Source organism: Arthrobacter sp. LjRoot78 (assembly GCF_964254335.1).
Classification (GTDB): domain Bacteria; phylum Actinomycetota; class Actinomycetes; order Actinomycetales; family Micrococcaceae; genus Arthrobacter.
Genome location: NZ_CAXUTG020000001.1, coordinates 4,087,716 through 4,100,234, shown reverse-complemented (window position 1 = coordinate 4,100,234; position 12,519 = coordinate 4,087,716). Strand labels below are relative to the sequence as shown.

Genomic DNA, 12,519 nt, shown 5'->3' with positions numbered 1-12,519 from the left:
GGTGCCGCTCCGTTCATCGCTACTCAGTTCTTCACCGCTCAGCTTCACCACTGAGCGATCGGGTACAACCGGAAGCTCAGTGCCACTTTGCTTCCCGCTATTGACTCTCTTGTGATCCCAATCATACCATTGACCTCACACTGATATATCAGTCATAGCAATAGTGGTATTTCAAAGGAGCATCCGTGGTTGAGCAGTTGAACGAGCGACTTTCCGTAGTCGATCCCGAGGTCCAGCAGGCCATTGCCAATGAGCTGGGCCGCCAGCAGTCCACCCTGGAAATGATCGCCTCGGAGAATTTCGCCCCCTCCGCAGTCATGGAGGCACAGGGTTCGGTCCTGACCAACAAGTACGCCGAGGGCTACCCGGGCAAGCGCTACTACGGCGGCTGCGAGCACGTTGACGTCGTCGAGCAGCTGGCCATCGACCGCGTGAAGGCCCTCTTCGGCGCCGAGTTCGCGAACGTCCAGCCGCACTCCGGCGCGCAGGCCAACGCCGCCGCCATGTTCGCGCTGCTGAACCCGGGCGACACCATCATGGGCCTTGACCTGGCCCACGGCGGCCACCTCACCCACGGCATGCGCATCAACTTCTCCGGCAAGCTTTACAACGTGGTCCCGTACCACGTCCGTGAATCCGACCTCCGCATCGATATGGCCGAAGTCGAAGCGCTGGCCCTTCAGCACCGCCCGCGGCTGATCGTCGCCGGCTGGTCCGCTTACTCCCGTCAGCTCGATTTCGCCGAGTTCCGCCGCATCGCCGACCTCGTGGGCGCCTACCTGATGGTGGACATGGCGCACTTCGCCGGCCTGGTGGCAGCAGGGCTGCACCCCAATCCGGTGCCGTACGCCGACGTCGTCACCACCACCACCCACAAAACCCTCGGCGGTCCCCGCGGCGGCGTCATCCTCGCCAAGGAGGAATACGCCCGCAAGATCAACAGCGCCGTGTTCCCGGGTCAGCAGGGCGGCCCGCTGGAGCACGTCATCGCAGCCAAGGCAGTGGCCTTCAAGCTAGCCGGCACCCCGGAATTCAAGGAACGCCAGGAACGCGTCCTGCAGGGATCCAAGCTGCTGGCCGAACGGCTGCTCCGCGACGACGTCGCCGCGGCAGGCATCTCCGTGGTCAACGGCGGCACCGACGTGCACCTGGTCCTGGTGGACCTCCGCAACTCCGAACTGGACGGCCAGCAGGCCGAAGACGCCCTGCACCGGATCGGCATCACCGTCAACCGCAACGCCGTACCGTTCGATCCCCGCCCGCCGATGGTGTCCTCCGGCCTCCGGATCGGAACCCCGGCCCTGGCCACCCGCGGCTTCGGCGCCGACGAATTCGCCGAAGTAGCGGACATCATCGCGACGGCGCTCATCGCCGCTGCCGGCAACGGCACCACCGGGACAACGTCCCTGAGCGACAGCACCGCCGTCGAACTCCGCGCCCGGGTGACCGCCCTTGCCGAACAGTTCCCCCTCTACCCCCACCTCAATAGCGGCACCGACACTGCCGCCTTCGAAGCAGACCTGATTGGAGCAGCCCAGTGAGCACCCAACAGCTTCCGGAGCACCCGGATTTCCTCTGGCGCAACCCGGAGCCCAAGTCCTCCTACGACGCCGTGATTGTGGGCGGCGGCGGGCACGGCCTGGCCACGGCCTACTTCCTCGCCAAGAACCACGGCATGACCAACATCGCCGTCCTGGAAAAGGGCTGGCTGGCCGGCGGCAACATGGCCCGGAACACCACGATCATCCGTTCCAACTACCTCTGGGACGAGAGCGCGGCCATCTACGAGCACGCCCTGAAGCTGTGGGAAATCCTGCCCGAGGAACTTGAATACGACTTCCTGTTCAGCCAGCGCGGCGTCATGAACCTCGCCCACACCCTGGGCGACGTCCGCGAGAGCATCCGCCGCGTCGGCGCGAACAAACTCAACGGCGTGGACGCTGAATGGCTGGAGCCGGACCAGGTCAAGGAACTCTGCCCCATCCTGAACATCAGCGACAACATCCGCTACCCCGTCATGGGCGCCACGTACCAGCCGCGTGCAGGCATCGCCAAGCACGACCACGTGGCCTGGGCCTTTGCCCGCAAGTGCGACGAACTGGGCGTGGACATCATCCAGAACTGCGAAGTCACCGGCTTCGTCAAGGACGGCAACCGCGTAGTTGGCGTCAAGACCAACCGCGGCACCATCAACACTGAAAAGGTGGGCCTCGCAGCGGCCGGCCACAGCTCGGTCCTCGCGGAAATGGCCGGCTTCCGGCTCCCCATCCAGTCCCACCCGCTGCAGGCCCTGGTGTCCGAACTGCACGAACCGGTCCACCCCACCGTGGTGATGTCCAACCACGTGCACGTCTACGTCTCCCAGGCCCACAAGGGCGAACTGGTGATGGGCGCCGGCGTGGACTCCTACAACGGCTACGGCCAGCGCGGGTCCTTCCACGTGATCGAGAACCAGATGGCTGCCGCCGTCGAGCTCTTCCCCATCTTTGCCCGGGCGCACGTGCTCCGGACCTGGGGCGGCATTGTGGACACCACCTTGGATGCCTCGCCGATCGTCGGCACCACCCCGGTGGAGAACATGTTCGTGAACTGTGGCTGGGGCACCGGCGGCTTCAAGGCCACGCCCGCTGCCGGCCTCACGTTCGCCCACACCATCGCCACGGGCACCCCGCACAAGCTGAACAAGCCGTTTGCGCTGGAACGCTTTGAAACCGGAGCCCTGATCGACGAACACGGCGCAGCCGCCGTGGCCCACTAGCCGCCGTCAGCGACCCTGCACTCATAGAAAGAAGACGCACATGCTGCTTATCTCATGCCCCAACTGCGGCTCGCGCGACGAGACCGAGTTCCACTACGGCGGCCAGGCCCACGTGGCCTACCCGGAGAACCCGAACGACCTGACCGACCGCGAGTGGGCCGAGTACCTGTTCTACCGCGACAACACCAAGGGCACCTTCGCCGAACGCTGGCTCCACAGCACCGGCTGCCGCCAGTGGTTCAACATGCTCCGCGACACGGTCACGTACGACATCCAGGCCGTCTACCCGATGGGCACCCCCCGTCCGGCAGCCGCCGGCGCGGCCGCCGTGGCGGCCCCGGACGCAGGAACTGCCAGCACCGCCGCTGACAGCACCACCACCGGCACCGCCGCGCCCAGCACCTCCGCAACCAGCATCTCGCCAACCAGCACCACCGCCCCGGAAGGAGCAACCAAGTGACTTCCCAGAACGCCCGCCTCGCCGCCGGCGGACGCATCGACCGCAGCATTTCCTGGCGTTTCACCGTGGACGGCGAGGAATTTACGGGCCACCCCGGCGACACGCTCGCCTCAGCCCTGCTCGCCAACGGCCGGATCGCCGCAGGCAACTCGCTCTACGAGGGCCGCGCCCGCGGCATCATGTCCGCCGGCGTGGAGGAATCCAACGCGCTGGTACGCGTCGAAGCACGCTTCCCGGGCCACGTGGCCGAGTCCATGCTCCCCGCCACCACCGTCACCCTGGTGGACGGCCTGAAGGCGGACCTGCTCAACGGACTGGGCCGCCTGGACCCCGAGGAGGACCGCGCCGAGTACGACAAGAAGTTCGTCCACACCGACGTCCTGGTGATCGGCGGCGGCCCCGCCGGCCTGGCCGCGGCCCGCGAAGCAGTCCGCACCGGCGCCCGCGTCATGCTGCTGGATGACCAGCCCGAACTGGGCGGTACGCTGCTGTCCGGCTCCACCGCGCCCGAGCTTGCCGAGGCCATCGAAGGCAAGCCGGCCCTGGAATGGGTGGCGGATGTGGAAGCCGAACTCGTCTCCGCAGCCGAATGCACCGTCCTGAACCGCACCACCGCCTTCGGCGCCTACGATGCCAACTACGTCGTCGCGGTCCAGAACCGCACCGACCACCTCTCCAGCCCGGCCGCCCCCGGCGTCTCCCGCCAGCGTATTTGGCACATCCGTGCCAACCAGGTGGTGCTTGCTCCCGGCGCCCACGAACGCCCGCTGGTGTTCGAGAACAACGACCGCCCCGGCATCATCCTCGCCTCGGCCGTCCGCACCTACCTCAACCGCTACGCCGTTGCCGCCGGGCAGCGCGTTGTCATCAGCACCACCAACGACAGCGCCTACGCGGTGGCCGCGGACCTCCGCGCCGCCGGCGTCAAGGTCGCCGCCGTCGTGGACGCCCGCCCCCGCCTCACCGGGGTGGCCGCCGCCGCCGTCGAATCCGGCACCCGCGTGCTGATCGGCAGCGCCGTAGCCAACACGTCGGCCGACGGGGCAGGCCGGCTGAGCAGCGTGACCGTCCGCAGCATCAACGACGACGGCGAACTCACCTCCGGCGTCGAAGAGATCGCCTGCGACCTGCTGGCCGTCTCCGGCGGCTGGAGCCCGCTGGTTCACCTGCACTCCCAGCGGCAGGGCAAGCTGCGCTGGGACGATGAGCTCGCCGCTTTCGTGCCGAGCACCGTTGTCCCGAACCAGCAGACCATCGGCTCGGGCCGCGGCAGCTTCGAACTGGAGGACTGCCTCGCCGAAGGCATCTCCGCCGGAGCCTCGGCGGCCATCGCCGCGGGCTTCGCATCCGAAACCAAGCCCGCCGTCATCGGTGAACCGAAGGCATCCGCCCCCACCCGCCAGCTGTGGCTGGTTCCGGGCCAGGAAGGCACACCGGATGACTGGCACCACCACTTCGTGGACTTCCAGCGCGACCAGTCCGTGGCTGACGTGCTGCGGTCCACCGGTGCCGGCATGCGGTCCGTGGAGCACATCAAGCGCTACACCTCCATCAGCACCGCCAACGACCAGGGCAAGACCTCCGGCGTCAACGCGATCGGCGTCATCGCCGCCGCACTCCGCACGGCAGGCGAAGCGTCCCGCGGCATCGGCGACATCGGCACCACCACCTACCGGGCACCGTTCACCCCGGTGGCGTTTGCAGCACTCGCCGGACGCCAGCGCGGCGAGCTGTTCGACCCCGCCCGCGTCACCTCGATCCAGCCGTGGCACGTTGCCAAGGGCGCACTGTTCGAGGACGTGGGGCAGTGGAAGCGCCCCTGGTACTACCCGCAGGCCGGGGAAGACATGGACACCGCCGTGCTGCGCGAGTGCGCTGCAGTCCGCGAATCCGTGGGCTTCATGGACGCCACCACGCTGGGCAAGATCGAAATCCGCGGCAAGGACGCCGGTGAGTTCCTCAACCGGATCTACACCAACGCGTTCAAGAAGCTCGCCCCTGGTTCCGCCCGCTACGGCGTCATGTGCGGCCCGGACGGCATGATTTTCGACGACGGCGTGACCCTGCGCCTCGACGAGGACCGGTTCTTCATGACCACCACCACCGGCGGCGCCGCGAAGGTGCTGGACTGGCTGGAGGAATGGCTGCAGACCGAATGGCCTGAGCTCGACGTGCACTGCACCTCGGTGACCGAACAGTGGAGCACCATTGCCGTCGTCGGGCCCAAGTCCCGCGCAGTGATCGCGAAGCTGGCGCCCGAACTGGCCGCTGACGGCGGCCTGGAAGCGGAAGCCTTCCCGTTCATGACGTTCCGCGAAACCACCCTGGCCTCCGGTGTTCAGGCCCGGATCTGCCGGATCTCGTTCTCCGGCGAACTGGCCTACGAAATCAACGTGCCGTCCTGGTACGGGCTCAACACCTGGGAAGCCGTGGCAGCCGCCGGGGCCGAATTCAGCATCACCCCCTACGGCACCGAAACCATGCACGTGCTCCGCGCCGAAAAGGGCTACCCGATCGTCGGCCAGGACACCGACGGCACCGTCACCCCGCAGGACGCGGGAATGGAATGGGTGGTCTCCAAGGCCAAGGAGTTCATCGGCAAGCGCTCCTACTCGCGGACCGACGCCAGCCGCGAGGACCGCAAGCACCTGGTCAGCGTCCTTCCCGTGGATGGAACGCTGCGGCTGCCGGAAGGCACCCAGCTCGTGGAAAAGGGCATCACCGTCAACCCTGCCTACGGACCCGTCCCCATGCAGGGCTTCGTGACCTCGAGCTACCACAGCGCCGCCCTGGGCCGGTCGTTTGGCCTGGCCCTGATCAAGAACGGCCGCAACCGCATCGGCGAGACCCTCGTGGCCGCAGCCGGAGACCAGCTGGTTGATGTCGTCATCGCCGAAACCGTACTTTTTGACCCCGAAGGGACCCGCAAAGATGGCTAACACCGCAGCACTCGAAGGCATCAATGGACTCCGGGACATCCGCCGCAGCCCGGCCTCCCACCTGGCCTCCGCACTGGAAGCCGGCTCCGTAGAGGGAACGGTCGTCCTGAAGGAAGGCCCGTTCCAGACCATGGCCGGGATCCGCGTGGACCCCCGCTCCGAGCAGGGCTCACGGATCGCTTCAGTTGCCGGCGGTCTGCCGGCGCGGTGCGGTGAAGTGGGCGGCACGGGCAGCGTCAGCGTCCTGTGGCTCGGACCGGCGGAATTCCTGGTGGTGGCACCGGAAGAAGCCCACGACTCCCTGGGCGGAGACCTGATCGGTTCCCTCACGGCGGCCCTGGGCGACGCCCCGGGCCAGGTGGTGGACCTCTCCGCCAACCGCACCACGTTCGAACTCTCCGGCCCGCGTGCCCGCGCCGTCCTGGAGAAGGGCTGCGCAGTTGACCTGCACCCCCGCAGCATCAAGCCGGGGACAGCCCTGAACACCGAGGTGGGCAACATCCCGGTGGTCCTGCTGAAGTCCGGCGAGGAGAGCTTCCGGCTCTTCCCGCGGGCTTCGTTCGCGGACTTCCTGGGCCGCTGGCTCCTGGACGCCATGAGGGAATACGCCTCCCCCGAGGTGCCCTGATGGCGCTGAGCGCCCTGGACCTCTTCTCCGTTGGCATCGGGCCGTCGTCGTCACACACGGTCGGCCCGATGCGGGCGGCGAAGCTGTTCGCCGAAGGGCTCAAAGGTGACGGCCACCTGAGCGCCACCACGCGGGTCCAGGCCGAACTGTTCGGATCGCTCGGCGCCACCGGCCGGGGCCACGGCTCCGATAAAGCCGTGGTGCTCGGGCTCCAGGGCCTGGACCCGGAAACGGTGGACACCTCCACCGCGGACGACCAGGTGGCTGCCGCCGCGCTCGACGCCGAACTCCGGATCGGCGGGGACCACCGGGTGGACTTCAACTGGGACGAGGACGTGGTGCTGCACCGCCGCAAGTCCCTGCCCGCACACCCCAACGGCATGACCTTCCGCGCGCTGGACCACAAGGGCGCCGTCCTCAGCGAACGGAGCTTCTATTCGATTGGCGGCGGCTTCGTTGTTGACGGGGACGCCGACGCCGGCGACAAAGTGGTGGCGGACGACACCCCGCTGCCGTACCCCTTCACCACGGCCGACGAACTCCTTGAGATCTGCCGCCGCGAAGGGATGTCCATCTCCGACGTCATGCTCGCCAACGAACTGGTGTGGCGCAGCGAAGCCGAGCTCCGCGCGGAGCTGCTGAAGCTCTGGGCCGTCATGCGCGAATGCGTGGACAACGGCTGCGCTGCGGAAGGGATCCTTCCCGGCGGGCTGAACGTCAGGCGCCGGGCGCCGTCGTTGTTCAAAACCCTGACGGCGGACACCGGCGTGACCGATCCGCTCCGGGCGATGGAATGGGTGAACCTCTTCGCGCTGGCCGTGAACGAGGAAAACGCCGCCGGCGGGCGCATCGTCACTGCCCCCACCAACGGTGCCGCCGGGATTGTGCCGGCGGTGCTGCACTACTACACCAAGTTTGTTCCCGGAGCCGACGACGACGGGGTGGTCCGCTTCCTGCTGGCCGCGGCCGCGGTCGGGATCCTGTTCAAGATCAACGCCTCCATTTCCGGTGCGGAAGTGGGCTGCCAGGGCGAAGTGGGCTCGGCCTGCTCCATGGCGGCGGCAGGGCTGTGCGAGGTCCTCGGCGGCACGCCCGAACAGGTGGAAAACGCCGCCGAAGTGGGCATCGAACACAACCTCGGGCTGACCTGCGACCCCGTGGGCGGCCTGGTGCAGATTCCCTGCATCGAACGCAACGCCATTGCCAGTGTGAAAGCCATCAACGCCGCCCGCCTTGCCCTGCACGGCGACGGCAGCCACAAGGTATCCCTCGACAAAGCCATCAAAACGATGCGCGAAACAGGAGCCGACATGAAAACCAAGTACAAGGAGACCTCCCGCGGAGGCCTCGCCGTCAACGTGATTGAGTGCTGAGCCATGACTGCCATTGAGACTGAAACTTCCCTGCCGTCAGCCGCCGCGCCGGCCACCACCGTGGAGCACGTCCTGACCCTGGACTGCAGCGAGTCGCCGGGCATCGTCTATGCCGTGTCCGGCTTCCTGCTGGAACACGGCTGCGACATCATCGACAACCAGCAGTTCGGCGAACGGTCCGAGGGGCACTTCTTCATGCGGGTGCACTTTGCGTCCGACGGCGATGCCTCCACCGCGGACACGCTGCGGACCGCTTTTGGTCCGGTGGCCGAACGTTTCGGGATGAGCTGGCGGCTGGAGCCGCACGGCTCCAAGCGCAAGGTGCTGATCATGGTGTCTAAGTTCGGGCACTGCCTCAACGACCTGCTGTTCCGTGCCCGGATCGGCGAACTCCCGGTGGACGTGGTGGCCGTGGTTTCCAACCACACCGACCATCAGGCGCTGGTGGAATGGCACGGCATCCCGTTCTTCCACGTGCCCGTCACCGCCGCCACCAAGCCCGAAGCCGAAGCGCGGCTGCTGGAACTGGTGGACGAGTACGACGTGGAGCTGGTGGTGCTGGCCCGCTACATGCAGGTGCTCAGCGACGGCCTCACCCGCAAGCTGGACGGCAAGGCGATCAACATCCACCACTCGTTCCTGCCCAGCTTCAAGGGCGCCAAGCCGTACCACCAGGCCTACGCGCGCGGCGTGAAGACCGTGGGCGCCACCGCGCACTACGTCAACGGCGAACTGGACGAGGGACCCATCATCGCCCAGCAGGTGGTTGAGGTGGACCACACCTACGGCCCGGAAGATCTGGTGGCCGCCGGCCGCGACACGGAGTGCAAGGCTTTGTCCAACGCAGTGCGCTGGCACTGCGAGGGCCGGGTCATCCTGCAGGGCAACCGGACCGTGGTGCTCCGCTAGGTCCTGTCGGTTTTGCCGGGAGCCGGGACGCTCTCTCACTTCCTGTCGGTTTTGCCGGGACGCTCTCTCACTTCCTTGGGGGAAGTGAGAGAGCGTCCCGGCTTTTCCTGCGTTAAGTGAGAGAGCGTCCCGGGGGAGAGGGCGCTCTGGGCGCTTGGGCGGTCCGGGCCGGGCTACGGCGCGGCCAGCCGGGTGGCCAGGTGGAGCGCGGCGAGCCGGCCGGTTCCGCGCGGATCCCCGCCGCACAGCTCAAAGATCCGCTGCAGCCGGTGGTGCATCGACTGCCGCTCCACGTGCAGCTCCCGTGCGGCCTGCGCCGTGTTGCAGCCGGAGTCGAGCCACGTTGCCAGCGTTTCCAGCAGCTGCGAGTTCCGCCGGGTATCGTGATCCAGCACGGGCCCCAGCTGCTGGCGGACAAAATCCTGCCGCGCACGTTGGTCCAGGTGTTGTGCCGCCAGACGTTCCACGGCGAGATTTTCGACGTCGAGCACCACGCCGCCGGTGTCCGACGTCGGCCGCGCCGCAGCGCGGAGTGAACTGTTTACCGCAAGATCCAGTGCGACTTTCGCCTCCGACAGCGACCACGGCGCGTTCTCGATCCCGGCTGCCAGCGGGCCCACCGCCGTCATGGTTCCGGCCTCAACCGGGAGCTCCTCCAGCGCGGCAACGAGTTCGGCCCGCGCCGACGCGGCCCCGTCGAACGGAAGGGCGGCAAGCGCCAGGACCTCCGCATTGTCCACGTAGCTGGCACTCTGCTGGGCCGACTTCTTGAGGATCTTGTCCATGGCCACCCGCAATTGCTGCGACGTGGATGTCCGGACGACGACGGCGACCATCGTCGCCGAGGGCGGAATGCCGGCGGCCGGCGAGAGCTGTTGGAGCCGCCACGGCTGGCTGCCGGAACTGACGGCGCGCAGCAGTGCAGTCCCTGCCACTTCCTTCAACCCGGGCGGCATCCGCTGCAGCAGGGCCAGCGATAGGATGTCCACGCAGCGGCCGCCGGCAACGCGCGCGAGGTTGATGTCGCCGTCGGCCGGGACGGTGATGATCAGCCTCGCTGACGGCACGCCGCGGACCGGCACATCGATGTTGATGACGGTGCCGCCAGTGCCCGGGCCGGCCGTGTGTCCGGGCTCCTCGTCACTGCCGGGGCCGTCGGTCGGAGAGCGGGTGCCCTCCGGCCGACTGCCGGTGTCGTCGGTCGGAGAGCCGGTGCCCTCCGGCCGGGTGCCGGCGCCGTTGGGGCCGGCATTGCCCAGCGTCACACCGGACACGGACGAGAGCTCCAGTGTCGCGTCAATGATTCCGGCCAGGACGGCAAGGATCTGGTCCAGGCTGCTCCCGTGGGCCAGCTCAACAGCCATCTCATGGCTGGCCTCGTCCGCACGGCGCAGGTGGGCCACGGATTCGCTGACCAGCATCGAATTGATGGCCTGCATGATGCCCACGAACGGCACCACTTTGCGGAATTCGATTAGCGGCAGTCCGGCTTCCTCCGCCGCCCGGACCATGGAGGAGGGAAGCGACGCGAGCCGCTGGCCCGTTTCCACCGCTAGCGCACCGACGCCGCGCTCAGCCAACTGGCGGATGTACTCCACGCGGCGCGCGTCCGAGGCTGTGACCAGGGCGTCGCCGCCGGTGAGGAGCAGTTCGCCGCCGCTAAGTAACGGTGCAATGTCCAGAACCTCACTGGAGTGGACCCAGCGCAGCTGCGTATCGGCCGCTGCGGCCGCGCCGGCGCGGAGCACCGGATCCGCGGCAGTGAAGGTGGCGTGGTTCATGACATCGCTGAGTTTGATCGGCATGACGCTCCGTAATGCAAAGGGTCGTTTTGATGTACACATCGTATCTTGTTGGGTGTGGCCTGCAACACATAATCTGGATATACCCCTTTCCCCCTACGGAGGCCCCCATGCAACACAACTCCACTGCAGTCCCGGCCGGCCAAGCGCCCGTAGCCGGCGAAGACGTCGAAGCCTGGCTTCAGCCCATTCCCGAATCCCAGCGGACCCGGAAGGTATCCGGCCAGTTCTGGATCTGGGCCGGCGCAAACCTCGCACCCATCAACTGGGTGCTCGGCGCCCTGGGCATCCACCTCGGGCTTGGTTTTGCCGACACCGTCACCGTTCTGGTCCTGGGGAACCTGATCGGGATGCTCCTCTTCGGCTGCTTCGTCCTGCTCGGCCAGAAGACCGGGGCAACAGGCATGGTGCTGGCCCGTGCGGCATTCGGCAGGCGCGGAAATTACCTGCCCGCCGCCATCCAGGCGCTGCTGGTCATCGGCTGGTGTGCGGTGAACACATGGATCATCCTGGACCTCGTCATGGCGCTGTTCGGAACCCTCGGCTGGGTTGACCCGACTGCCCAGAACTACGCGTGGAAGATCGGCGTCGCCACCACTATCATGGCTGCACAGGTAGCCATCGCCTGGTTCGGCTACAAGGCCATCGCGGCCTTTGAGAAGTGGACCGTGCCGCCCACCATCATCATCCTCGCGGTGATGTCCGCCGTCGCCTGGTTCGGCATGAAGATCAACTGGTCCTACGCCGGACCTGCCGGCAACATCCTCGAAGGCTCGGAGCGGATTGCCGCGATGAGCGCCGTCATGACGGCAATCGGCATCGGCTGGGGGATCACCTGGTTCACCTACGCCGCCGACTACTCCCGCTTCGTCAGCACCGAAGTGCCCAAGCGCAAGGTCTACCTGGCCTCAGTCCTGGGCCAGTTCATCCCCGTCGTCTGGCTCGGAATCCTGGGCGCCAGCCTCGCCACCAACAGCGGCGAGATCGATCCCGGAAAGCTGATTGTCCAGAACTTCGGCGTCCTCGCACTTCCCGTGCTCCTGATGGTCCTGCACGGGCCCATCGCCACCAACATCCTGAACATCTACACCTTCTCGGTCGCCACGCAGGCGCTCGACATCACCATCAGCCGCCGCAAGCTCAACCTGTTCGTCGGCGTGTTCTCGCTGGCCGCCGTCGTGTTCTTCATCTTCCAGGAAGACTTCGCCGCAGTGCTGGATGCCTGGCTGATCGGACTCGTGGCATGGGTGGCCGCCTGGGGCGGGGTCATGCTGGTGCACTACTTCTGGGTCGAGAAGCGCTGGCCCAGTGACGCCTCGCGGCTGTTCGACCGCGTGGGTACCAAGCGGCTCCCCGGAGTCAACTGGGCCGGCGTCGTATCCCTCCTGGTCGGCATCTTCGCCACCTGGCTGTTCATGTACGGGCTTGTCCCCGCAATGCAGGGCCCCATCGCCGTGGCCCTGGGCGGCTGGGACCTGTCCTGGCTGGCCGGCGGACTCAGCAGCGCTGCAAGCTACGCGGTGCTTGGCCCCCGGGTTCACCGCAAGTTTCTGGCCAGTGCCGCAGCTCAGCAGGTAATCGTCCCGGAAGACACTGCATCCGAAACTTCAGTCCGCCCGGCAACAACCGCAGTCTCACTGTAGAAAGGAA

The 12,519-nt window shown here is 67.2% G+C and carries 9 protein-coding genes; 8 read left to right on the top strand and 1 reads right to left on the bottom strand.

All coding sequences use genetic code 11. From position 1 onward, the window contains the following. Positions 1-185 precede the first annotated feature (185 nt). The 7 genes from glyA to purU are packed head-to-tail and all read left to right on the top strand — an operon-like array spanning position 186 to position 9,067. Positions 186-1,541, top strand: coding sequence for a serine hydroxymethyltransferase (glyA, locus tag ACSQ1X_RS19045; RefSeq protein WP_436058850.1), 1,356 nt, complete (start codon positions 186-188; stop codon positions 1,539-1,541). After that, a complete protein-coding gene (locus tag ACSQ1X_RS19040; RefSeq protein ID WP_055798173.1) occupies positions 1,538-2,758 on the top strand; it encodes a sarcosine oxidase subunit beta family protein in 1,221 nt (406 codons plus the stop codon). Before glyA ends, ACSQ1X_RS19040 begins: the two co-directional genes overlap by 4 nt. Before the next feature lie 40 nt (positions 2,759-2,798). Continuing rightward, on the top strand, positions 2,799-3,218 hold the full coding sequence (locus ACSQ1X_RS19035) for a sarcosine oxidase subunit delta (protein ID WP_436058849.1): 420 nt from the start codon (positions 2,799-2,801) through the stop codon (positions 3,216-3,218). After that, complete coding sequence (locus ACSQ1X_RS19030; protein WP_436058848.1) at positions 3,215-6,157, top strand: sarcosine oxidase subunit alpha family protein; 2,943 nt, start codon at positions 3,215-3,217, stop codon at positions 6,155-6,157. The genes ACSQ1X_RS19035 and ACSQ1X_RS19030 overlap by 4 nt, the downstream gene beginning before the upstream one ends. Then, a complete protein-coding gene (locus ACSQ1X_RS19025) occupies positions 6,150-6,785 on the top strand; it encodes a sarcosine oxidase subunit gamma (RefSeq protein ID WP_436058847.1) in 636 nt (211 codons plus the stop codon). The genes ACSQ1X_RS19030 and ACSQ1X_RS19025 overlap by 8 nt, the downstream gene beginning before the upstream one ends. Next, the gene (locus ACSQ1X_RS19020) at positions 6,785-8,158 is read left to right on the top strand and encodes an L-serine ammonia-lyase (RefSeq protein ID WP_055798163.1); all 1,374 of its coding nucleotides are present in this window, start codon (positions 6,785-6,787) and stop codon (positions 8,156-8,158) included. Before ACSQ1X_RS19025 ends, ACSQ1X_RS19020 begins: the two co-directional genes overlap by 1 nt. Before the next feature lie 3 nt (positions 8,159-8,161). Next, on the top strand, positions 8,162-9,067 hold the full coding sequence (purU, locus tag ACSQ1X_RS19015; RefSeq protein WP_436058846.1) for a formyltetrahydrofolate deformylase: 906 nt from the start codon (positions 8,162-8,164) through the stop codon (positions 9,065-9,067). 173 nt (positions 9,068-9,240) lie between these two features. On the opposite strand, the gene ACSQ1X_RS19010 is transcribed toward purU, so the two are convergent. Continuing rightward, a complete protein-coding gene (locus ACSQ1X_RS19010; protein ID WP_436058845.1) occupies positions 9,241-10,872 on the bottom strand; it encodes a PucR family transcriptional regulator in 1,632 nt (543 codons plus the stop codon). A gap of 107 nt (positions 10,873-10,979) precedes the next feature. Between ACSQ1X_RS19010 and ACSQ1X_RS19005 the strand changes: the two genes are divergently transcribed. Next, positions 10,980-12,512, top strand: a complete 1,533-nt coding sequence (locus tag ACSQ1X_RS19005; RefSeq protein ID WP_436058844.1) for a purine-cytosine permease family protein — start codon at positions 10,980-10,982, stop codon at positions 12,510-12,512. The last annotated feature ends 7 nt before the right edge of the window (positions 12,513-12,519 follow it).